Raw genomic sequence first — 24,858 nt, 5'->3', positions numbered from 1 at the left:
TGTGGCTTGAAGAATGTGACTATGGATGCCCTGATTAAGAATGAAATAAAATCATAATTAAGATGAAGAAACTGAATATAAAATGGATGCTTTCGTTGATAGCAGCTTTTACTTTTGCCTCCTGCGATACTGATGTCGATCATGATATCCCAGCAGTGGATGCACCGGTATTGGTGTCTACTACTCCTGAAAGTGGAGCAGCCAAAGTGAAAACGGGAGAAATCACTATTGAGGTGAAATATGACAAGAATATATTCTTTGCAACAGACAATCTGAGCGAAATCAAGTTTACCGGTGGTGAACTGATAAGTGCCGATGTACTTGGCGCAAGCAATATACTGACTGTAAAAGTGAATGTTCCCGGGAGAGAGACGGCTTGTTCTCTCTCTATCCCCGAGGGAATAGTAACCGGACCGAACCAGATGCCTGCTCCGGCTGTATCGGTTCAGTTCTCTACTGTTGCTTTGGACAAGACGCTGGTTGCTGCCACTTCGGCCAAAGCTGTGAAACTGTACAATTATCTACTGGATAATTTTGAGACGAAGACACTTTCAGCTATGATGGCCAATGTTGCCTGGAATACGGAAATGTCCGAAAAGGTGTATGGATGGACTGGAAAATATCCGGCTATCAACTGTTTCGACTATGTTCATCTGCCGGCATCTGTAGCTGGAGCAGACTGGATTAATTACGGTGACATTACTCCTGTTAAGGATTGGTCTGACAAAGGTGGCATCGTAGCTGCCATGTGGCATTGGAATGTACCCAAGAAAGCTGTAGGCGAAGCTTCTTCTACCCAAATATGGGAAGGAGAGACAGTAATGCCGGGTGATTGGAGTGGAAATGTACAGATGACGGATGATGCTGCAAAAGCTGTCTTTGCTGATGCACAAGTGGGTCAGGTGATACGCGTGGCTGTGAAGGATGTGGCAGCGGGTGCACAAGGTTCGTTCAAAAACAGTGGTTGGAGCGAGATTGCTTCAGGAACTGATTATTTTGACATATCCGGGGACTATACATTGGTGATTACCGAAGATGTTTTGAAATCCCTGCAAGAAGGTGGTCTCATCATTGGTGGACATGATTATACAGCAGTTGCTGTTTATCTTGAAAATAACGGTACAGCTCTCGACCCGAATAAGGATTATGCCTTTTATAAGGCAGATACGGAGTTTGATGCTGCCAATGCCACAGTGGAAGGCACTTGGGAAAACAAGGTGTTTACCGAAGATTTGAAAAATGCTGCCGCTTACTTGAAGCTATTGAGAGATGCGGATATTCCGGTATTGTGGCGTCCATTCCACGAGGCAGCCGGTGGCTGGTTCTGGTGGGGTAAGGATGCTGCCAGCTTTAAATCTCTGTGGATTGCTATGTTCAATTACTTCAAGACTGAAGGATTGGATAATCTTATCTGGGTTTGGACTACCGAGGGCAATGATGCCGATTGGTATCCGGGAGATCAATATGTAGACATCGTGGGACGTGATGTTTATAATAAGGAAACTGCAGATTGTGTTTCAGAATATACTTCCATTGCCGAAAATTATGGAAACAAGATTGTTTCGCTGAGTGAATGTGGTACGGTCGGACTTATTTCCGAACAATGGGCATCTGGTGCACGTTGGAGTTGGTTCATGCCGTGGTATGACGGGACAAATGAGGATGGTAGCCCGGTAGTCCATGCTGATGAAGCATGGTGGAAGGATGCTATGAGCCAGGAATTTGTTGTTTCCCGTGAAGAGCTTCCTTCTATGGAATAGCAATTTTTAATAATAAAATAGAAAGGGTTGTCTCTGGTTAGTATCGGGGCAACCCTTTCTGTCTTTTATAGCTTTTAGTTGTTGGTTATAGAATTCATGCTTTATACTTTTTAGGAAAAATAGTAATGGATGTTAAATGAGTGTCGTTATTTGATAAAATAGTATTATAAGGTTTGCTGCTAAAAGTCTACTTTTGTCAAGCCTAATTAAAATTTGATAATAATCATATAATGTTTAACCGCTAATGAAATGAAAAATGCCTATGAGAAAGGAGTGATATGTATACCAACCACTTTATAGAATAAGGTATATTTAATTTTTCCTCAAAAAGAGAAGTTTAACCTTATATTAAACGGTAGATGCCGCCAGGCAATACCAATTCATTAATCTAAGAAAAATACAAGTATGAATTTAAATTTCAGAAGAACCGCGCTGCTCGTGGGTATCTGTTCGGCTGTCAGCCTGACTTATACTCCGCAACTTTTCGCCGCATCGGTCGATGCAATAGATGCTGTGCAGCAAGCAAAAAAAATCACAGGTACTGTAACAGATGCAATGGGACCGGTCATCGGTGCCAATGTATTGGAGAAAGGAACCACAAATGGTGTCATTACCGACATTGACGGTAATTTCACATTGAATGTTCAGCCGGGAGCAACGATTGTTGTGTCTTTTATCGGTTATCAGCCGCAAGAAATAGTGGTAGGTAACCAGACTAGTTTCAAGATTCAGCTAAAGGAAGATACGGAATTGTTGGATGAAGTAGTCGTAGTGGGTTACGGTGTACAGAAGAAGAAACTGGTGACAGGTGCTACGGTTGAGGTAAAAGGCGAAGACATCGCAAAATTAAATACTACGCAGGCATTGGGCGCTTTACAAAGCCAGTCTCCGGGTGTAAATATTCAGGCCGTTTCCGGTCAGCCGGGTGATGGGTTTAAAATTAATATTCGTGGTGCTGGTACTAACGGAAATACAGCTCCAGTTTACGTTATTGATGGTGTAGCCGGTGGCGATATTAACGCCTTGAATCCTGCCGATATTGAACGTATTGACGTGTTGAAAGATGCTGCATCTTGTGCAATTTACGGTTCGAGCGGTGCCAACGGTGTTATCCTTATTACTACGAAGCAGGGTAAGGTAGGAAAGGTTTCTGTATCTTATGATGGAAACATAGGTTGGGCAAATATATATAAGATGCCTGATATGTTGAATGCCAAAGAATATATGGCGGTAATGGATCAAGTGGCCTATAATAATGGAGGCCAACCGTATGATTGGTCAAAATTCGTAGATGCTGATTTGCTGACTGCTTATCAGAATGGTACCAATCCTGGTACAGATTGGGTAAAAGAATTCCGGAATAAAAATGCTGTGGTTACTAATCATGCGTTGAATGTAACAGGTGGTTCTGAATTCTCCAAATTTTCGACAGGTATAGGCTATCAGTATCAGGATGGTGCATTCGGTGGTCCGGTGAAGACTGACTATCGTCGTTTTACTTTCCGCATTAATTCTGAGCATGTGATATATCGTAAGGGAGATGTGGATGTGATAAAGTTTGGTGAGAATATATATTATCAGCACAAACAGAATCAAGGTGTGCAGTTAGGTAATCAATATTCGAATGACCTTTCTAATGCTTTGCGTGCTATTCCTCTGATTCCTGTATATAATGAAAATGGTGATTTCTTCATGTATGATGATTTGAAGAATTTTGGAACGAGTGCTAATGGTATACTTGATTATACTGCATATGCTTCTAATCCGATGGCTCACATGGTATATAATCAGGCTGGGAATAATAAGAATAAGAATTTTAATCTGAACACAGCGGCATATCTGGAAGTACAACCACTTAAGAATCTTATTTATAAAGGTCAGGTTAGTTACAAACAATGGTCAAGTTCATGGCGTTCATATCTTCCCGTTTACCAAATTAATAATCAGGGAGATAGCCGTGATAAAGACCAAACGATAAATAACGTGTCTTTGGGTTGGAACTGGAGTTTGACTAATACGTTGAGTTATCGGTTTGATATTACAGACTTACATCATTTTGATGTTTTGGCTGGTACAGAGTATTCTAAATCAAGACCAACTTATGGCGAATCAGTAGAGGCAACCGGTTATAATAGTGCTTTTGGTGACTTTACACATGCTTATTTGCATAATACAGAACGTAAAGCTACTGCTACAGTAAATGGTTATCCCTCGGATTATGGTTCTAAGATGTCTTATTTTGGACGTTTGAATTATGACTTTAAGGAAACTTATATGTTTTCTGCTATCATTCGTGCCGATGGCTCGTCTAAGTTTGCGAAAGGCAATCAATGGGGATATTTCCCATCATTCTCTGCTGGTTGGGTTATTTCAAACGAGGCTTTTATGAAGAATACTGCTTCTTGGCTTGGTTTCTTGAAAGTCCGTGCTGGTTGGGGACAGAATGGTAATGACAATATCCCTAATTCAAATTGGCGTGCCGGTTACGAGTTTGGCGATTATGGTCTTTATACATTTGGCTCGGATAAGAATGGAGGTACAACCGGAGCTTACCCGAATCGTTTGGCTAACCCCGATTTGACATGGGAAACTTCAGAACAGACCAATATCGGTATTGATGCCCGTTTCTTGGATAACCGTCTGAGTTTTACCATGGACTGGTATAGCAAGCAGACGAAAGACTTGTTAGTGGAAGTGGGTACCAATGCGGCTTCCGGTTTCGCTACTCAATATCAAAATGCTGGTACGGTAAAGAATACTGGCCTTGAACTTTCAATGGGCTGGAGAGATCAGATTGGTAAGGAGTTCAAGTATGGGGTGAATGTCAATATGGCCTATAATAAGAATGAAGTAACGGAGGTTAATAACGCCAATCATTTTATTGAAGGCGGTAATGATTTGTTGGCTCAAAGTACGGGTCGGTTTGTCCGTATGGAAGAAGGACATCCTATTGGCTATTTTTATGGTTATAAGACGGATGGTGTCATTCAGAACCAGAATGACTTGCAGGCATATCTTGACCAGAATTGTAAAGGAAATGCGGCAAACTCTAAGCAAGGTGCAAGTATTAAACCGGGTGATTTGAAGTTTGTGGATGTTGATGGAAATGGGGTGATTAATGATGACGATAAGACTGATTTGGGTAATCCTCATCCTGACGTGACAATGGGTCTTACGTTAAGTGCGGAATATAAAGGATTTGATTTCTCTGTAACAACCTATGGCGCTTTTGGTGCACAGGTAGCTCGCTCTTGGCGAAAGTTCTCAGATGGACAGTATGAAAACTATACGACAGAAGTTTACGATTACTGGCATGGCGAAGGAACCTCAAACAGATATCCGCTGCTTGCGCCGGGAAATAGTGGACAGAATTTCCAGGCCATTTCAGATATTTATATTGATGATGCCGACTATGTTCGCATTCAAAATCTGACTATAGGATACGATTTCAAGAGAATTTGGAAGAACTGTCCGTTCCAGCAACTTCGTGTGTATGCTGCTGCACAGAATCTATTTACTTTTACCGGTTATAAAGGGATGGATCCGGAGAATGGTAGAGCCCTCAATGACAAAGAACCGTGGGTAACCGGTGTTGATGTAGGTAACTATCCTCAACCTCGTACTTATATGGTAGGTGTTAATGTTAAATTCTAAAATTGATACACGATGAAAAAAATAGCATATTTAATAGGTGCAGCTTTGATGATAGCAGGAATGTTTGCTTCTTGTAGCTTGGACTCGATGAGTCTGACGGAAAAAGATACGACCAATTTTCCTAAAACGGCTGAAGATGCCAATCAGGCTTTAGCTGCCATATATCAGAACCTGAATAATGTCAATGCTTTTCCACAGCAGTCTTTCTTGTATAATTCTCTGCTGGCTTGCGATGATATGTTGGGTGGTGGTGGTCCCAATGATAAGTTGATGCAATCTTTGGACCTTATTTGTAATACGGGTACAAATGCTACGCAGGACTACTGGGTGGCTCGCTATCAAGGAATCAACCGTGCCAATACGTTGTTGGAGGCTCTTGCTGGTATTGAAATGGATCCGGAAGTAAGAGCGCAGGCTGAGGGCGAAGCCAAGTTCCTTCGTGCTTTTTATTACTACGAGTTGGCTTCCATGTATGGGCGCGTACCTTTGGTGATTACTGCTTTGTTGCCCGAAGATACTACTCCTCCGACTGCCGCTGTTATCTGGGGGCAGATTCTGCAGGATCTTCGCGATGCGGCTGCAAATATGCCGGCTGTTCGCAAGTCGGATGGGCATGTTGATAAATATACGGCTGAAGCTATGTTAGGACGTGCTTGGTTGTATTATACTGGTATGTATGGCAATGGTGAAACTCTGAACGATTTGGTTAGTACGAACTATAGTCCGTTGACTTCAGTTGATTTGCCTGATGGGACAACTTTGACCAAGCAGGATGTGGTTGGGTATATTGATGATTGTGTGAATAATTCTGGTTATAGTCTTGTTCCTGAGTTTCGTAATTTGTGGGCATATACCAATAAATGTACGGTAGAAGATTTTCCGTTTACTGCCGGTCAGGGATTGAAGTGGGTAGAAGATGATGCAGCGGTAAATCCCGAATCCATGTTTGCCATTAAATATAATAAACTTGCATCTTGGAGCACTACTATCGGTTATGGTAACGGTTATGCTCTGCATTTTGGTGTACGTGGCAATGATCAGGCCAATTCTTTCCCCTTCGGACAAGGATGGGGTGCCGGTCCTGTAGCTCCCAATTTTTATAATGATTGGAGTGTGGCAGAACAAGATGATGCCCGTCGTCCGGCCTCCGTATTCAAGACGGAGGATATGCCGAGTTATAATAAAGGTGGTGGTGACGGCTTTATCCAAGAAACGGATTATTATCAGATGAAAATAGGTTCTATCATGGCTTATAGTACGGATGCGGCTGGAAATAAAACGATTGAGCCGGTATTTGAGAAGATAATGTATGGTGCCGACGGCTGGATTAATGATAATCTGATGCAAACCGGTTCTATTCATGATTTGGTTTTGATTCGTTTTGCGGATGTATTGTTGATGCAGTCTGAATTGAAGGAAGATGTTTCCGGTATAAACAGAGTGCGTAGTCGTGCCGGACTTGAACCTATTGGTACATATTCGTTGGCTGCATTGCAGAATGAACGCCGTTGGGAATTATGTTTTGAAGGTACTCGCTGGAACGATATTCGCCGTTGGCATATTGCTGCCGATGCCCTTGAAAGACAGACGGGAGCAAAGGTTTATACAAATGGGGCTGAAAGCCGTAATGTGGCGCAGAACGGTGGTTATGCCGCACGTTATAAGGCTACGGCAGGTTTCCAGAAGATTCCCGAAAACCAAGTCCTCCTGAATGAAGGAAAGGTAGAACAAAATGAGGGTTATACGGATGCAAGTGCTGAGTATAATGGTTGGCAAGAATAGAATATGAATTTAAAATGAAAAAAGATATGAAAAAGATATTATTCGCAATACCTTTGTTTGCAATGCTGCTGGTGGCTTGCGATCCGATAGTGGATGAAATCAGTCCGGATCCCAATGTCACACCGGAAAATCTTACTTTTGAACTTGTGGCCAAGAACCAGGGAAACAACAACATTCAGATTGTTCCTACTCCGTCACGTTATGTGAAGGTTTATGATGCTACGTCTGATATCAAGTTGGCAGAAGGTACGGCTCCGTCGGTTCAAGTAGCTCCTCCTAATAAAGAATTGCAAGTATATGTAACAACCATTAATTCGGACGGCTCCATAACAAAATCGGCTTCCAAATCAATAGCAGTAACGGAGTATACAGATCTTCCCGCTATTTATGCTGATGTATTCGGCACAACTCCGGACGGTGGTTATGGAACAACCACTTGGGTCTGGAATACAGAAGCTGCAGACGGTTGTTGGGGTAATGGAGGTTATCTCGGCAATACCGGCCCCGGTTGGTGGATTTGTGATGCTGTGGGAGATGTCGGAAACGGTAGAGGGCAAATTGATGAACAAGCTGTAGGAAAAGGATTGCCTGATGATGGATTAAATGGTTGGTTCTCACTTAGTTTGACTGGTGTTCAGACAAGTCGTGGTGAAAGTGGTTCTGTCAAGGTGTCAGAAGATGTGGTGCAATCCGGTTGGGATGTAGGTACTATGGAGTTCTCTGGTACTATTCCATTGTTAGGTATACAGCCGAATCAAGGAAATGCACGTCAGTATGAGTATCATATTTTGAAGATTACAGAAGATGAACTTCGTCTTTGTGCTCCTGAACCCGGTGCTGGCGCTTGGGGTACGGCATGGTTCTGGAACTTCAAGAAAAAATAGTTAATATTGAAAGGTACGGGTGGGTAACGACCACTCGTATACTTTTATTACTAATAAAAAAATGCAACAATGAAACGAACTTTCTTTTTGATATTACTGTTCTTCTGTGCTCTTTTTGTTAAAGCGGATGTTTTGGGACCGTATACAATGGATAGTAATGTACCTCCCACACCAACCGGATATGCTCGGGTTGTACTTCCGATAGGAGGTGCTGACGCTTCGGTAGCCGTAAGCATAACTGTTTGTGACGAAAGTGGTCAACAGTATGTTTTGAGAACTACTACCCCAAATGCTGCTCCATATTGTTATTTCTTGGCTTATGGCGTTTACCGCGTGGTCGCTTTAGAGGATTGTACAGCACAATCTAATTGGGGCGCACTTACGGTTGGTACAATTTTCGAAGTGACAGGAGGTGGCTATATTTCTTTAAATTATATAGGAACAATCTCTACTCCAAGTATTGTTCAAGCATCGGGTACTGATGATAATGTTCCTCCTTCCAAAGTAGGTTACAATATAATGAAAGTGTATGGAATAGAGACAAACGGCGGTGGGGTGTTGGTTGATTCTGACAAAAAAGAATATGGTATCTTTAATTATACCGGACATATAGGCGGTGCTCATTACTTTTACATTAAGCCAGGCACATACACTATAAAATCTTTGAGTGCTACCAATGGAAATTATATTTATTTGGAGTATGGAAATGTTAGACAACCGCTTTCTGCTGGTAGGACTTTCACAGTTCCTGCGTCATTCTTCTCCATTGTGTTTTCTAAAAAGGCACTTTAAGAATAATCTATAAATGAATTATTCAACTCAAAGCAGTTGTCGTTACCCCCCGACTTTATTAGTCGCCCGTAACATCGGATAATTGTAAATGCATTAACCGAATAGTACAATTGTTTAATGGTTAAATCAGGAAAAGGCGAGTCGTGAGATTCGCCTTTTCGCATTCATTCTCTATTGCCTTTCCGGATGCAATTCACATTCCTTTTTGTATTACCCCTGATTTCAGGGCGCAGAATGTTTCTTTTTATCCCTGCATCTCCTTCACCTCCTTCTCCCATCCTCCTGTTCATTGGCTTTCCCGGTGAAACCGCTTTCCACCCTCATCGCCCCGCCTTTGCATCGCGCGACACGCCGTAGTATCCCGGCATGGCCCGGTAGATGGGTTGCGTGGGCTTCCCCACATTCTTCAGCTTGCCCTCTTGCTGCAACCGTTTCAGGTGGACGTTCGCGGTGGTGCGCGCCATGCCGCAGAGCGCTTGGAAGTCACTGCGAATCAGCACGTCGTGGTCGGCAAAGTATTCTTTCAGCTTCATGTCTATCTCCACTTCCGAAAGCTTCAGGGAGTGGCGGGTGTATTTACTGCGGATGGCATTGACTCCCGTCATCGCTTGTTTCAGCCTGACGTCGGGACGGAAGCTGATGCTTTTCAGCCGGAGTTTCAGGTGCTTGTTCGGGGTGCTGCGGGTCACTTTCTGTGTGGCTTCCAGGGTGGGGGCGAAGTAGCCCAGCCCTTCGATGTGCACCTCGTGGCCGTCGCGCAGTTCTTCGCCGCAAATTTGCGCCAGGCAGTCTATCGCGTTCATCACGTCGCCCACCGTGAGCGAGCTGCGGGCATGCACGCGGTTGTAGAGCTGCCGCATGGTTACTTTCCCGTTGAGCAACGGGCGGGGATGGAGGCCTCTCTCTTCAGGGGCTTCCTCATTAGTGCCCGGATTCTCGTACCAGTCATATAGTATTGCCATATCAATAGGTTTTAGTGCGTTCAACATACTTGTTTCTTCCCTCGGAAGTGTCTTCCTGTAAGTGAACGACTCCGGTCGGCCGAACGAATAACCCGGGTCGTTCGATTGAACGACCTAAGTCAGTCGATTGGACGACCCGGGGCGTTCACTTATAAAGAACCGTGCAAAGGTACTGAAAATAAAGGGTTCCGAAGCATAAATAAGTATGTTTGTCGGCAGGAATGATTTTTGAAGAATAAGCGGAGAATGGTTTGCAAAACGCCCTCGGCAGGCAGTAACTTTGGCGAAGAGGCGAGAGGAAAGAAAGGATGATTCCCTTCCTCGAAACCTCCCAATAATCATTTTAATAAAAAATATTTATGAAGAAAAAACTGATGACTTTGCAGCAACACCGGCTCTTGAAGGAAGCGGGACAACTGATAGCCTTTTCCGAAAGGCTGAAACACGCACAAAAAGAAACGACCGACCGAAACTGGAAGGAGCGGGAAGAGCAGCGCCGCCGGAGCGCGAAAGCCGCAAGCACCGTGACTGCACTGAGCGGCGACATCGAGGAGTTCCTCACTTCGCGCTACGACTTTCGCTATAATCTGCTGACGGATGAAACCGAGTTCCGCCCCGCCGGACAACGCTCTGCCGCCTTCACCCCCGTGGGCAAGCGCGAGTTGAACACTTTCTGCATCGAAGCCCATGCCGAAGGTATTCCTTGCTGGGACAAGGACTTGAACCGATACGTCTATTCCACTTACATCCCTGCCTACCATCCCTTCCTGCTCTACATGGACGAACTGCCCGATTGGGACGGCAAGGACCGGCTGACTGCGCTTGCCTGCCGCGTCTCTTCTCGGCCTCACTGGGTGCGGGGATTCCATACCTGGATGCTGGGACTTGCCTCGCAATGGATGGGCGTGTCCGGACTGCATGCCAACAGCGTGGCTCCCGTTCTCGTCAGCCGCGAGCAGGGACGACGGAAATCCAGCTTTTGTCGCGCCTTGATGCCTGACGTGCTGACGCGTTACTACGCCGACAACCTGAAACTGACCTCGCAGGGACAAGCTGAGAGAATGCTGGCGGAAATGGGGCTGCTCAATATGGACGAGTTCGACAAGTATGCCGACAACAAAATGCCCTTACTGAAAAATCTGATGCAGATGTCGGTGCTCAACATCCGCAAGGCCTATCAGCAGAACTTCAGGCAACTGCCCCGTATCGCCTCGTTCATCGGCACCAGCAACCGGTTCGACCTGCTGACCGACCCCACCGGGAGCCGGCGCTTCCTCTGCATCGAGGTGAAGCACAATATTGACTGCATAGGCATAGAGCACGACCAGATTTTTGCCCAACTGAAAGCGGAACTCATTGCCGGGCGGCGCAACTGGTTCACCAAGCCGGAGGAGGAGGAACTGCAATGGCATAACGAGGCTTTCTATCGTGTCAGCCTTGTGGAGGAGGCAGTTCACAGCTTGTTTCGTGCCCCGCTTCCGGCAGAGAAGAGCTTCGATCTGACTGCCGCCGACATCTTTGATGAGTTACAAAAAACGCATCCCGCCCTGATGCGTGGCAGCAATCCCATGCAGTTCGGTTCGGTGTTGCTGCGGGTGGGACTGAAACGCCGGCATACGAAGTACGGCAATGTATATGAGGTGGTGAGAAGGAAGAAAGAAGTTTCACCGGAAAGGGTTGAACGATAGGGAAATAATGCGAAAGGTGAAGGGGTGAAGGAAGAGAAAGCCGGTTTATAGTCTCATTACGGATTGACATAGATTCCTATTAATTCAGGTTGTAGATGCCGATGGGATAAATATTTTCGCTCATAATAACTGTATATTTTATAGATTTCTATAAAAGTAACTTTTTTATAAGAACAAAACAAGCGAAAGTTGCGATTTTCACTACTCCTTGTCGGATAAAAAACTTATCTTTGCGATTGAAACAATCTCTTGTTAATGATATGAAATACACATCATACTCTTATCCTTCAGGCAGGGCGGAAGTGGCTGCATTTGTTGTGACCGGCGGAGTGACGGAATACCATGTGATGATACATGCCACTGACCCGAAACAGACCTATCGTGAACAGATGAATGTCGTGTTGGATGCGTATGCCGCTTTACTGAAAAAAGAACTGTCCGGAGCCGTGGCGGTTTTTAAAAGATACTTCCTGAGTGATGCCGCCAACCAAGCGGAACTGTTGCTTGCCGCTACGGCGGAAAGCTCCGATTGCGCGCTGTCTGTGGTGGAACAGCCTCCGCTGGATGGTACCAAGATTGCTTTGTGGGCCTATCTGCAGACCGATGTGCAGACACGAGTGCTGCCGAACGGACTGTATGAAGTGAAACACGGTGTTTACCGCCAGCTCTGGATGGGAGGCAGCTTCAACCGTGCCGCCAATTCGGAATACCAGATGCGTCTTTTGCTCAACGACTATGCCATGCAACTGATGGAAGAAGGGTGTACCTTGGCCGACAATTGCCTGCGTACCTGGATATTTGTGCAGAATGTGGATTGCAATTATGCCGGTGTAGTCAAGGCACGCAATGAGATGTTCGTCATCCAGAACCTGACAGAGAACACGCACTATATTGCCAGTACCGGTATCGGTGGGCGTCATGCCGACCCGAAAGCATTGGTGATGCTTGATGCTTTTGCTGTAGCGGGATTAAAGCCCGGACAAATCAAATATCTCTATGCCCGCACACACCTGAACCCCACTTATGAGTATGGAGTCAGTTTCGAACGGGGAACGGCGGTGGATTACGACGACCGTCGGCAAGTACTCATTTCCGGTACGGCGAGTATCAACAACCGTGGGGAAGTGATGTATGCCGGAGATGTACGCCGTCAGACAGAACGGATGTGGGAGAATGTGGAGGCTCTGCTGAAGGAAGCTGACTGCGGCTTTGGAGATGTAGGGCATATCATTGTCTATCTGCGTGATATTGCGGATTATGCTGTAGTGAAAGAGATGTTTGACAAGCGTTTTCCCGATACGCCGAGAGTGATTACGCTGGCTCCCGTCTGTCGCCCGGGGTGGCTGGTGGAAATGGAGTGTATGGCGGTGAAGAAAATCTCTGATTAAAAATATTATCTTTGGTTAATTGAATATTAGGCTGACAGTTGGTAAACGCCTACCTTTGTTGAAATTCTAATGTATAAGGATGAAAACACGTATCTTGCTTTTCTGTATCAGTTGCCTTCTTTGGGCAAGTTGTGGAAATTCCGGACAGAATTATGTGATTGAAGGAACGTTGCCGTCGGTGAAATACGACGGGGAATGGATATACCTCGTGCCGATGGAGAATGCGCCGGGGCGGGTGGATTCTGTAAAGATAACCAATGCCTCTTTTTCTTTTTCCGGACAAGGGGAGGAGATGAGGGTGTTGCGTCTGCGCCATCTGCTGCGTATCTACATCCAGGAACTGCTGGTGGTGACGGAGCCGGGAACCATACATGTGAAGGCCGACTCTGTCGGTTCGGTAACGGGCACTCCGCAAAATGATGCCCTTCAGAAATGGAAAGAGGGGAGGGAAAAGATGCAAGAGGCTTACCATTTCATCCGGACGGGACTACGGAATGCCACCGGAAAAGATTCACTGCATCTGACACAGATACGTGACAGTCTGAGGATGCAGGAGCAGGAAACGAACTTTCAGTTTTTGAAAGAGCAGGGAAACAATACGTTGGGGACATTCATGCGGAAGATGGTGCGTGGCTCCTTGACGGAAGAACAACAAAAACTGTTGGATGAAAGCTTGCAGAAGGAAATACATTGAATGGGGAGCGGCAGGAATCGGTGCTTTGGCGTTGTTTCTTTTTTTCTTCCGGATATTGCCCTATCATCTGTTCCATCGGGAGCAGACACAGCTCTTTTTGCTTGCCACCGAACCATTGGCCGGGTATCTGCGGCATCCGGCGGCTCTGGCACGTCTGTCAGGAGATTTCCTCACTCAATTCTTTTATTACGAAGGGGGTGGCCCGACCATAATGGCTGTCGTGCTGTTGCTTTGGGGAGTGGTGGTGTTTCGTTTGTTGGTTCCGTACATGGGACGTTGGGCGTGGGTTCCTACGGTGTTGGCGGTGGCTTGGGAGGCAGGAAGGCAATGCGGATTGAGTTATCCGCTTTCCGGCACAATCGCTTTAACCGGTATCGGAGGTGTTTTGTTGTTGTGTCGTAGCTGCATGCGACGTTCGTGGAAGTCGGGCTTACCGGTAAGCATATTGGCGGTATTGTCCGGCTATTGGCTGTTTGGCTGTGGCGATTGGTCGTCACGATGGTACAATATGCCCGATTTAGGGCGGGAATATCTTTTGGCGTTGGATTCGGAAATGTATTTCGGCCGTTCGGAAAAAGTACGGAAACTGTTGGCGGAGGGTGAATACCGCTCTCCGTTCACTGCCTATTATTATAATTTGCTGAATGCACAGCAGAACCGACTTCCCGACCGGCTGATGGATGGTTATCAACCGGCTTCGCAAGGGCTGTTTCTGCCCGTGGCTCCCCATTCTACCTACCTCACTATTTATGCAGCCAATGAAGTCTGGTTTGCGTTGGGAGATATGACGATGGCTGAACATGCCGCCATTCTGGGAATGATTTTTTCTCCGCATCATACCGGAGCAAGAGCTGTCAAGCGTTTGGCGGAAATCAACCTGGTGAACGGTGATGAGGCGGCGGCTATGAAATATCTTCGTCTCCTGCAAAAGACAATGTGTTACCGTGATTGGGCAGAACGACGTATTCCCGGAAAACAGACGGCCGAAGTCTGCCAATGGCTGGAACGGAAGCGGTTGTTGTTGCCTGCAACGGATACTTTGCGTTCTTCTGCCGACATTCCGCTTTCACTTCGTCATCTGTTACGTAATAATCCTGATAATACGTTGGCATGCGATTACCTTCTCTGCTTTGATTTGCTGAATAAGGATATTGGGGCTTTCGCCGGAGATTATCGGGAGTTTGCTGCAAAGAAGTTTCCTTCCAGATTGTATGCCGAAGGTTTACTTATCTATCTTGCCGGGAAAAAGGCTTCGTTGGATGAAGTGGAAAAATGGAATATACCGCCTCAAGTATTGGATGAATTTGGCGATTATACCCGACTGTACGAGGCGAATGGTGGTAATGGTGCCCCTTTGCAAGCCAAATACGGAAAAACATATTGGTTTTATTTCCACTATGCTACGATGAAAAAGGGGAAGTGATTTATGATGAACATAGATATGAAATATATACAAGTTGTTGTGGGGCTGTTACTGTGCTACTGCCTATATGCTTGCAGTCCCCGTCCGGAGTCTGTACAGCCTGCAGACCGGTTATTGGTGCTCTATCCGGAATATCAGGATGTAACCATTCCCTACAATGTGGCTCCTTTGAATTTCCTTGTGCGGAATGAAGGGGTGGATGCGGTATGCGTGAGTGTAAAGGGAGCATCGGACAGCTTGGAGATAAATGCGCGCGGGAACAAGGCGATATTCCCCTTGAAAGCTTGGCGTGCATTGCTTGAAGCGGAGAAGGAACATACTTTGGAAGTAGTTGTTACTGCCCGTACCGACGGCCGCTGGCTGCGCTATCCTTCCTTTGCATGGCAGGTAGTGGCGGACAAGCTTGACGCCTATGTCAGTTACCGTCTGATAGAGCCCGGTTATGAGGTATGGAATACCTTGCAGATACGTGAACGTTGTATTGAGAATTTCGAAGAGCGTATTTTGGCGGATAACAGTCAGACAGACGGCAAGTGCATGAACTGTCATGTGCACGGAGGAAATAGTGGCAACCTTTCGATGTTCCATCTTCGGGGTGAGGGAGGGGGGACTGTCCTGAACCGTGACGGCAAGCTCCGTAAGCTTGCCTTGAAGAATGAACAGATGATATCTGCGGCTGTCTACGGGGATTTCCATCCTGACGGGCGGTATGGTGTGTTCTCGTCTAATGTGATTATTCCCATGTTCCATACGGAAAGTAACCGCCGTCTGGAAGTTTACGATACCGTCTCCGATTTGGCTGTCTCCGATTTTGACGGAAACCGGATGATTCTATCTCCGCTTACGGCGGATTCCACCGTATTGGAAACTTTTCCCACATTCTCTGCCGATGGGAAATGGATATATTACTGCTCAGCTCCGACTGTTCCATTGCCGGACAGCGTACAGCAATTACGCTATTCGCTTTGCCGCATTGCGTTCGATGCCAATCACGGCGCATGGGGTGACCGCGTGGATACCCTTTGGAATGCCCGGCTGGAGAAAGGCTCCGTGTGTCATCCGAAAGCTTCACCGGACGGCCGCTACCTGCTCTATACCGTTGCTGATTATGGAACATTCCCCATTTGGCACCGGGAGACGGAATTGCAGCTGATGGATTTGCAGACGGGTGCCATCGATTCCCTGCCAATGGTCAATTCCAACCGTTCGGACACTTATCACAGTTGGTCGTCAGGCAGCCGTTGGTTTGCCTTTGCCAGCAAGCGGGGTGACGGGCAGTACGGGCGGGTTTATTTTGCCTATCTGGATGCCGAAGGGAAGGCGCATAAGCCTTTTGTGCTACCCCAGTCGGACCCTGAAAAAGACGATTTGACATTGAAATCCTACAATATCCCCGATTTGTCGGCTACTCCCGTTCCTTTTGATGCTTCTTCCATCAAGCGGATAAACCGGCAACTGAAGGCTGAGGAATTCAAATGACAAGACATACAGAGAGTACCAAATTGTAAATAATAAATTGTAAATAGTAAATGTTCTTATTTCTGAAAAAGACTTGGAAGATAGGGTTGTCGATACTTTTTGGCGTAGCGGTGCTTCTCTTTTGGGGAAGCGTATATCCGGCCCATATTTCCTATCAGGAGCAGTTCCAGCTTTTCTTGTTCGATGCCGACTACTGGTGGGAACGGATAGTGGTTCCCGGTGGGTTGGCCGATTATATCGCAGAGTATCTGACGCAGTTCTATTATCACGTGTGGGCGGGAGCTTGTATTCTGGCTTTTTTGTACGTGTTGTTGCAACGGTTGGTTTGGAAACTGGCGAAGGAGCAGGGTGCGGCTGATGTGTATTATCCGTTGAGTTTTCTGCCCATCATTGTCTTGTGGCATTTCATGGGTGATGAAAATGCGATGCTGTCATTGGCGGTGGCTCTACTGCTGGTATTGTCAGCATCCTGCTGGTATGTGGATTTGAAGGGGAAGTGGCAGCGTGTCGCGTACATTCTGATTGTCCTTCCGCTGCTTTACTGGACAGCGGGTGCGGCACACTTCATCTTTATGGGCTGGGTGACTGTACGTGAGTTCCGGTTGAATCTTAAAGGTAAGAATTTCTGGGGTGGTGTCGGAGTGTTCTGGGGTGTAGGATTGTGGGGTATCGGCTGTCCGCTATTGGCAAGCATGTGGGTACAATTCCCCATTTACCGTCTGATGGGCGGTATAGGATATTACCGTTTCCCGGCAGTGATTCCTTGGATAGAGATAGGGCTTGCCGTATTGCTGATTGTCCTTCCCTTCCTGCTGGCAGCTTTGCCCGTTTTGAAGAAGAAGCCGGTATTTTATGGAGTTCTGCAAGTGGTGGCGGTAACATTGTTCGGTTATTACTGCGTGGCGGCCGGTTGCGATATGGATAAGGAGGAAGCGATGGAGTATGACCAGCTGGTGCGTAATAGACAATGGCAGGAGATTATAGAAAAGGCAGAAGAGAAGTCGCCGGTTTCACCTTTCGGCGTGACCTGCCTGAATCTTGCTTTGGGAAAGACGGGACAGATGGGCGACCGCATGTTCGAGTTTTATCAGAACGGGACGGAAGGGCTGCTACCGGAGTTCCAGCGTGACTTTACTTTGCCGTTGCCCACCAGTGAGGCATACTATCATTTGGGAATGGTCAATACGGCACAGCGTTTCACTTTTGAGGCGATGGAGGCCATACCTAACTTCAACAAGAGTGGCCGTTGCTTCAAGCGTCTGGCGGAGACGAACCTGATAAACGGGCAATACGAAGTGGCAGCCAAGTACCTGCGTTTGTTGAGGAAGACAATCTTCTACAGGGATTGGGCGGAGGATGCCATGACCTATCTGTATAATGAGGAAAAAATCAATGCCCACAAGGAGTGGGGTTGGCTGAGGCAGATACGCTATACGGAAGACTTCTTGTTCAGCAGCCAGGAAACGGACATCATGCTGGGGCTGCTTTACCAGCACAACCACCGGAACCGGATGGCATTTGAGTATATGCTGGCCTATGTCCTGCAGCAACGTGATTTGGAACGTTTCATGAAGTACTATCCGTTAGGCAAGTATGCCGGCTACGACCATATTCCCCGCAGCTATCAAGAGGCGTTGATATATGTATGGACACAGACGCACAAGAACTTCCAGGGTATGCCGTGGAGCATTTCGCCCCAAGTGGTGCGGGATGTAACGGAATTTGCGCGGATATATACCTCGCAGCAGAATGCCCGGCAGATGTTGGAGGCGCGTTTCGGCAGTACATACTGGAATTATTTGCTACTAAGAAAGTAAAATGAAAAAGATGAAGAATATAGCTGTTTGCATAATGGCTGCATGGTGGTTTGCCGCTTGCGGCAATCCGGTGACTTCCCCGGAAAGGGTGGATGAATGGCCGGATATCTATCCCGACTATATCGGTGTGACTATTCCTGCAACCATTGCTCCTATGAATTTCAATTGTATTGGTGGAGCGTACGAACGTGTGGATGTGACCGTGACCGGAGGAAAGTCCGGAGAGATGCACGTAAATGATAAAATAGTATCATTTCCGCAAGATGCATGGCAAGAGCTTTTGGAGGAGAACAAGGGTGATAGCCTTCTGTTTACGGTATGTATCCGGAAAGACGGCGAGTGGAAACAGTACCGCTCTTTTCCCATGTATGTCAGTCCGTATCCTATAGATTATGGGGTGGTATACCGCAAGCTGGCTCCCGGATATGAAGTTTATAGCAAGATGGGCATTTATGAGCGTGACCTTGCTTCGTTCGAGGAGCGTCCCTTGCTGGAGAATACCATGGTGCCGGGCATGTGCCTGAATTGTCATGCTTTCAACAAAACAAATCCGGACCATCTGAGCCTGCATATCCGTGGAAAGAACGGAGGGACCTTGATGCAGATAGACGGGAAGCGCGAAATGCTGGATACGAAAACGGATTCCACTCTCTCTGCGGGGGTGTACCCTTATTGGCATCCAAACGGCAAATATATTGCCTATTCTGTCAACAATACGCGCCAGTCTTTCCATGCGGTGAAGGATGAGCGTGTGGAAGTGCTCGACTTGGAATCGGATGTACTGGTCTATCATCCCGAGACACATGAATTACTGCTCTCTCCCTTGCTTCAGAAGAAGGAAGTCTTCGAAACCTTTCCAGTATTTTCACCGGACGGACGCAAACTGTATTTCTGTACTGCGGAGGCCAAGCCGATACCGGCGGAATATAAGGAAATACGTTATAGCTTGTGTAGTATAGATTTCAATCCGGAAGACGGGACATTTGGCGAAAAGATAGATACGCTGGTCAATGCGGCAGCTATGAAGAAAAGCATCTCCTTCCCGAGGCCCTCGTACGATGGCGAGTATATCATGTTTACTTTGTCGGATTACGGGAATTTCTCAATTTGGCATAAAGAAGCCGATTTATGGCTGTTGGATTTGAAGGATGGCGGTATGCGTCCCATAAAGGAGGTGAACAGCGATGATACGGAAAGTTTCCATAACTGGAGCAGTAACTCCCGATGGTTTGTGTTCAGTAGCCGCAGGGGAGATGGGCTTTATACCCGTCTGTATCTGGCAAGTATGGATGAGAATGGGGTGGTGGGCAAGCCTTTCCTGCTTCCTCAGGAAAATCCTTGGGAGTATTACGACCGTCTGGTCTACTCGTACAATGTTCCCGATTTTACAAGCGAACCGGTGAAGCTGGAACGCCGGAAAGTGGAACGGGGAATTGTCTCGCGGAAGCGCGTTCCGGTGAAAGTTAGATGATACGTTTTTTATATTCTGCTTTTTAATACAGTAAAGGGATAAAATTGTATCATTTTCTCTTGGTGCAATCCGCTATCTTTGTGCCAGGAATTAGTGTTACCAATAACAATACCAGATTGAAAAACATGGATATGAGAAAAGTAAAATTTGCTATGATGATTCTGGCGGCAAGTCTGTTGACCGCCTGCGGTTCTTCCAAGAAAGAACAGAGTGTGAATGAAGAGACGGCTGCTGCGCGTACGCAGGAAACGGAGAACTTACTGGCTAACTTGAAAAAAATCCCTTCCAAAGGTATCATGCTCGGCCATCATGACGATACGGTATATGGTATCGGCTGGGAAGGTGAGGAAGGCCGTTCGGATGTGAAAAGCGTGTGTGGCGACTATCCGGCTGTCATCAGCTTTGATTTGGGAGAGCTGGAACTAGGGAATGCCGCCAATCTGGATAAGGTGCCCTTCGATAAAATCAGGAAAGAGATAATCAATCAGTATCAGCGGGGCGGCATGGTTTCGCTCAGTTGGCATGCGCGCAATCCCAAGACGGGCGGTGATGCCTGGGATGTATCGGATACGACGGTGGTGAAGTCCATCCTGCCCGGTGGCGAGAATCATCAGAAGTTTGCCGGCTGGTTGGGAGGAGTGGCCGATTTCCTTCATTCGCTGAAGACGGCAGACGGCGTGAAGATACCCGTACTTTTCCGTCCCTGGCACGAACACAGCGGCAGCTGGTTCTGGTGGGGCGAAAAACTGTGTACCCCTGAAGAGTATAAGACATTGTGGCACATGACAGTGGACACTCTGCAGGCCAGGGGAGTGGATAATGCACTCTATGCTTACTCTCCGGGCACGGAACCCAAGGACACGACGGAATACTTGAAGAAGTATCCGGGCGACGAGTTGATAGACGTTATCGGCTTCGATACTTATCAGTTCGACCGGGATACCTATCTTGCCGGGATGGATAGGGCACTTTCCATTATCGACAGTATAGGGAAAGCACACAATAAGGTGATTGCTGTGACCGAAACCGGTTACGAAGGAATTCCCGATGCCAAATGGTGGACTGGTACTCTGCTGCCTGCGTTGGAGAAATATCCGCTTGCCTATGTGCTGGTGTGGCGCAATGCCCGTGAAAAGGTGACCCATTACTATGCCCCCTATCCGGGACAGACATCTGCGGAGGATTTTGTGGAGTTCTATAACAATCCCAAGACGCTGTTTGCAGCTGATGTAAATCTGTATCAATAAACAAACAATCAATATAACAGACATGGAAGCTTTTAAAGAAAAGGTAGAGAGGCTCTTTCAGAGACACGAAGAGTTGATTACGAGAAAGAATGTGGCCGTGGAAGACGGCAATGGCATATTCACCCGCTATAAATATCCGGTAGTGACGGCTGCTCATACACCTGTATTCTGGCGGTATGATTTGGATGAGAAGTCCAACCCGTACCTGATGGAACGTATCGGTATGAATGCGACCATGAATTCGGGGGCCATTAAGTGGAATGGCAAGTATCTGATGGTGGTACGTGTAGAGGGCGCTGACCGCAAGTCGTTCTTTGCCGTAGCCGAGAGTCCCAACGGCATTGATAATTTCCGGTTTTGGGATTACCCCATCACCATGCCCGAAGACGCGATTCCGGCAACGAATGTATACGACATGCGCCTCACGGCTCATGAGGACGGCTGGATTTACGGTATCTTCTGCGCCGAACGCCACGACGACAATGCGCCCGCCGGTGACTTGTCCTCGGCTACGGCTACAGCTGCCATTGCTCGCACCAAGGATTTGAAGAATTGGGAACGCCTGCCCGACCTGAAGACCAAGAGTCAGCAGCGCAACGTGGTGCTGCACCCGGAGTTTGTAGATGGCAAATATGCCCTCTATACCCGTCCGCAGGATGGCTTTATTGATGCCGGTAGCGGTGGTGGTATCGGCTGGGCGCTGGTGGACGACATAACCCATGCCGAGGTGAAGGAAGAGAAGATTATCGACCAGCGCTACTATCACACCATCAAGGAGGTGAAGAATGGTGAAGGTCCGCATCCCATCAAGACTCCGAAAGGCTGGTTGCATCTGGCTCATGGTGTCCGCGGTTGTGCCGCCGGATTGCGTTATGTGCTTTATATGTACATGACTTCTTTGGAAGATCCGACGAAACTGATTGCCACTCCCGGTGGGGCCTTTATGGTACCCGAGGGTGAGGAGCGTATAGGTGACGTAAGCAATGTGCTTTTCACCAACGGCTGGATTGCCGATGAAGACGGAGCTGTATTTATTTACTACGCTTCTTCCGACACGCGGATGCATGTAGCCACTTCTACCATTGACAAGCTGGTGGACTATTGCATGAATACGCCTGCTGACGGCTTGTCTTCATCAGCTTCGGTAGAAACGTTGAAGAAGCTGATAGACAAGAATTTGCAGATAATGAAATAATAAAAATACAACATACTATGGCAACACTAAAAGAGAAAATCGGTTATGGTTTTGGGGATATGTCTTCCTCTATGTTCTGGAAAATATTCTCCTATTACTTACCGTTCTTCTATTCGAATATTTTTGGCTTGAGCTTGGCTGATGCAGGATTGCTGATGCTGGTGACACGTATTTGGGATGCAGTGTCCGATCCGATGATGGGAGTCATTGCAGACCGTACTCATACGCGTTGGGGCAAATACCGTCCTTATTTGTTGTGGATTGCAGCTCCTTTTGCCATTGCCGGGATTTTACTTTTTACAACGCCCGACATGGGGACAACGGGTAAGCTGGTATGGGCTTATGTCACTTACATCCTGATGATGACGGTATATACGGCAATCAATGTACCATACGGGGCTATGCTGGGAGTAATGACTGATGATTCGAATACAAAAACGGTTTTCTCTTCTTACCGTATGTTTTTTGCATACGGAGGTAGTTTTATCGCTTTGGGAGCATGGGAGCCATTGTGTAATTGGTTTAAATCAATGGACTATAGCAATGCTTCCAGTTGGCAATATGCCATGGTATGCATTGCCACGCTCTGCTTTTTGGGTTTTCTGTTTTGCTTTAGCATGACGCGCGAGCATGTCAAGAGTGTGGCGTCCGAATCCATCGGTAAGGATGTGAAGTCACTGGTGCGCAATTCGCCTTGGTGGATATTGAATGGTGCGGCGTTGTTGTCGAATTTCTTCAATACGGTACGCGGAGCTACTGCCGCCTACTTCTTCAAGGACTATATCAGTGCCAATGCATTCCTCGATTTCGGGGTGTTCAATCTGGTATTGTATGCCGGCTTGTTCCTGATGGTGGGTGAAGTGTGTAATATGATTGGTGTGGCGCTGGCTGTGCCTCTGTCCATGAAGTTTGGAAAGAAGTCCACTTATATCATTTCGCTCGTGTGCCTGGTAGTGCTCAGCGTGCTCTTCTTCTTTGTGCCGAATGACGGGCTGGGATGGTGGCTGATGATGATTTTCCAGGTGCTTATCTCCATCTGCACCGGTATCGTATCTCCGTTGATTTGGAGCATGTATGCGGATGTGGCGGACTATGCCGAGCAAAAGGATGGCACATCCTCTACGGGGCTGATATTCTCTTCCGGTTCTATGGCGCAGAAGTTTGGCGGTGCATTTGCAGGCTGGGCAGTAATGGCACTGTTGGCATTCTTCGGTTACAATACCGCAGAGAATGCCGTGCAGACTCCCGAGGCGCTGGATGGCTTGAAGTATCTGATGAGCTTTATTCCTGCTGCGATAGCCGCACTTTCCATCGTTGTCGTATTCATCTATCCATTGAATAAGACGCGTATGGCAGCCATCAATGCAGACCTGAAAGAGCGCCGTGAGAACCTTCAGCAGAATAACTTATAACTCATAACTCAAAAACTTGTGGATATCAAGAAGATGAAACAGGAGATGGAGGAGGAGTTGGTCTCCAATATCCTCCCCTTCTGGATAAACAGAATGACGGATGAAGTGAACGGCGGCTTCTACGGCCGTATCACGGGTCGAGAGGAGGTGAAGCCCGAAGCTGAAAAGGGGGCCATCCTGAACGCCCGCATCTTGTGGACCTTTTCGGCTGCATACCGCTTGCTGAGGAGGCCGGAGTATCTGGAAACGGCTACGCGTGCCAAACGCACTCTTATCGACCGTTTCTACGACAATGAATTTGGCGGAGTTTACTGGTCTCTCGACTATAAAGGCAATCCGCTCGATACCAAGAAGCAGATTTACGCTTTGGGTTTCGCCATCTACGGGCTGAGTGAATATGCTCGTGCCACGGGCGATGATGAAGCGCTGGCATATGCCATCCGTTTGTTCGAGACTATCGAAGAGCATAGCTTCGACCCCGTGAAGAACGGTTATTGTGAAGCCTTGACCCGCGAATGGGGAGAGATAGCCGACATGCGCCTCAGCGCCAAGGATGAGAACGAGCGCAAGACGATGAATACCCATCTGCATATTCTGGAACCTTATACCAATCTTTTCCGCATGTGGAAGGATACCCGTCTGGAGAGGCAACTGCGCAATTTGATAGGCCTTTTCACGGAACGGATTCTGAATATCAAGACCGGTCATCTGGAATTGTTCTTCAATGATGATTGGGTTAGTAAATACCGCATTGTCTCCTATGGGCACGATATCGAAGCCTCCTGGTTGATACACGAGGCTGCCCTTGTTCTGGGCGATAAGGACCTCCTGGAGAAAGTGGAACCACTTGTAGAATACATCGCTGCCGCTGCCGATGAAGGATTGACGCCCGACGGCAGCATGATATACGAGACTTTTCTGGATAAAGGAAAGACCGATACCGACCGCCACTGGTGGGTGCAGGCCGAGAACGTAGTGGGACATGCCAACCTCTACCAGCACTTTGATGACGAAGTGGCCATGCAGAAGGCTCTCCGATGTTGGGACTTCATCAAGCAGCATCTGGTAGACTACAAGTACGGAGAATGGCATTGGAGCGTGCGTGCTGACGGCACGGTGAACACCGATGATGACAAGGCGGGATTCTGGAAATGTCCGTATCACAACGGACGTATGTGCATGGAAATTATTGAACGTTTTTCATAGGTTT

At 47.2% G+C, this 24,858-nt stretch carries 17 protein-coding genes; 16 read left to right on the top strand and 1 reads right to left on the bottom strand.

Annotated elements, in window-relative coordinates; all coding sequences use genetic code 11:
- Positions 1-62: 62 nt before the first annotated feature.
- From DWZ03_RS00235 to DWZ03_RS00215, 5 genes are all read left to right on the top strand, one after another.
- Positions 63-1,760, top strand: a complete 1,698-nt coding sequence (locus tag DWZ03_RS00235; protein ID WP_057254000.1) for a glycosyl hydrolase — start codon at positions 63-65, stop codon at positions 1,758-1,760.
- A gap of 405 nt (positions 1,761-2,165) precedes the next feature.
- Positions 2,166-5,414, top strand: a complete 3,249-nt coding sequence (locus DWZ03_RS00230; RefSeq protein WP_005825009.1) for a SusC/RagA family TonB-linked outer membrane protein — start codon at positions 2,166-2,168, stop codon at positions 5,412-5,414.
- Positions 5,415-5,426: 12 nt separating this feature from the next.
- A complete protein-coding gene (locus tag DWZ03_RS00225; RefSeq protein WP_005825008.1) occupies positions 5,427-7,196 on the top strand; it encodes a RagB/SusD family nutrient uptake outer membrane protein in 1,770 nt (589 codons plus the stop codon).
- Between the two features lie 26 nt (positions 7,197-7,222).
- Positions 7,223-8,080 carry a hypothetical protein gene (locus DWZ03_RS00220; RefSeq protein WP_005834823.1) on the top strand — a complete coding sequence of 286 codons (858 nt, stop codon included), beginning with the start codon at positions 7,223-7,225 and terminating at the stop codon, positions 8,078-8,080.
- 69 nt (positions 8,081-8,149) lie between these two features.
- The gene (locus DWZ03_RS00215) at positions 8,150-8,872 is read left to right on the top strand and encodes a hypothetical protein (protein WP_005825006.1); all 723 of its coding nucleotides are present in this window, start codon (positions 8,150-8,152) and stop codon (positions 8,870-8,872) included.
- 320 nt (positions 8,873-9,192) lie between these two features.
- Here DWZ03_RS00215 and DWZ03_RS00210 read toward each other — a convergent pair whose 3' ends face one another.
- A complete protein-coding gene (locus DWZ03_RS00210; RefSeq protein WP_005834825.1) occupies positions 9,193-9,834 on the bottom strand; it encodes an HU family DNA-binding protein in 642 nt (213 codons plus the stop codon).
- A 359-nt stretch (positions 9,835-10,193) separates the two neighbouring features.
- On the opposite strand from DWZ03_RS00210, the gene DWZ03_RS00205 reads away from it, so the two are divergent.
- The 11 genes from DWZ03_RS00205 to DWZ03_RS00155 all read left to right on the top strand — a co-directional run bounded on the left by DWZ03_RS00205 (position 10,194) and on the right by DWZ03_RS00155 (position 24,854).
- On the top strand, positions 10,194-11,522 hold the full coding sequence (locus tag DWZ03_RS00205; RefSeq protein WP_055288239.1) for a VapE domain-containing protein: 1,329 nt from the start codon (positions 10,194-10,196) through the stop codon (positions 11,520-11,522).
- Positions 11,523-11,782: 260 nt separating this feature from the next.
- Positions 11,783-12,910, top strand: coding sequence for a Rid family hydrolase (locus tag DWZ03_RS00200; protein WP_120128413.1), 1,128 nt, complete (start codon positions 11,783-11,785; stop codon positions 12,908-12,910).
- Positions 12,911-12,989: 79 nt separating this feature from the next.
- Complete coding sequence (locus DWZ03_RS00195) at positions 12,990-13,604, top strand: DUF4369 domain-containing protein (RefSeq protein ID WP_120128410.1); 615 nt, start codon at positions 12,990-12,992, stop codon at positions 13,602-13,604.
- On the top strand, positions 13,576-15,027 hold the full coding sequence (locus DWZ03_RS00190; RefSeq protein ID WP_120128408.1) for a DUF6057 family protein: 1,452 nt from the start codon (positions 13,576-13,578) through the stop codon (positions 15,025-15,027). The genes DWZ03_RS00195 and DWZ03_RS00190 overlap by 29 nt, the downstream gene beginning before the upstream one ends.
- A gap of 3 nt (positions 15,028-15,030) precedes the next feature.
- The gene (locus DWZ03_RS00185; protein WP_120128406.1) at positions 15,031-16,506 is read left to right on the top strand and encodes a TolB family protein; all 1,476 of its coding nucleotides are present in this window, start codon (positions 15,031-15,033) and stop codon (positions 16,504-16,506) included.
- Between the two features lie 50 nt (positions 16,507-16,556).
- Positions 16,557-18,323, top strand: a complete 1,767-nt coding sequence (locus DWZ03_RS00180; protein WP_120128403.1) for a DUF6057 family protein — start codon at positions 16,557-16,559, stop codon at positions 18,321-18,323.
- A gap of 10 nt (positions 18,324-18,333) precedes the next feature.
- The gene (locus tag DWZ03_RS00175) at positions 18,334-19,794 is read left to right on the top strand and encodes a TolB family protein (RefSeq protein WP_005834841.1); all 1,461 of its coding nucleotides are present in this window, start codon (positions 18,334-18,336) and stop codon (positions 19,792-19,794) included.
- Between the two features lie 131 nt (positions 19,795-19,925).
- Positions 19,926-21,041: a glycoside hydrolase family 26 protein gene (locus tag DWZ03_RS00170; RefSeq protein ID WP_098031882.1), complete on the top strand. Its 1,116-nt coding sequence runs from the start codon at positions 19,926-19,928 to the stop codon at positions 21,039-21,041.
- Between the two features lie 22 nt (positions 21,042-21,063).
- Positions 21,064-22,236: a glycosidase gene (locus DWZ03_RS00165; RefSeq protein WP_098031869.1), complete on the top strand. Its 1,173-nt coding sequence runs from the start codon at positions 21,064-21,066 to the stop codon at positions 22,234-22,236.
- Positions 22,237-22,253: 17 nt separating this feature from the next.
- The gene (locus tag DWZ03_RS00160; RefSeq protein WP_005834847.1) at positions 22,254-23,648 is read left to right on the top strand and encodes an MFS transporter; all 1,395 of its coding nucleotides are present in this window, start codon (positions 22,254-22,256) and stop codon (positions 23,646-23,648) included.
- An 18-nt stretch (positions 23,649-23,666) separates the two neighbouring features.
- The gene (locus DWZ03_RS00155) at positions 23,667-24,854 is read left to right on the top strand and encodes an AGE family epimerase/isomerase (protein ID WP_005834850.1); all 1,188 of its coding nucleotides are present in this window, start codon (positions 23,667-23,669) and stop codon (positions 24,852-24,854) included.
- Positions 24,855-24,858: the final 4 nt, after the last annotated feature.

It is taken from the genome of Bacteroides sp. AF29-11 (genome assembly GCF_003602895.1).
In the GTDB taxonomy this organism is placed as follows: Bacteria; Bacteroidota; Bacteroidia; order Bacteroidales; family Bacteroidaceae; genus Bacteroides; species Bacteroides uniformis.
This window is presented reverse-complemented; position numbering and strand designations above follow the sequence as displayed.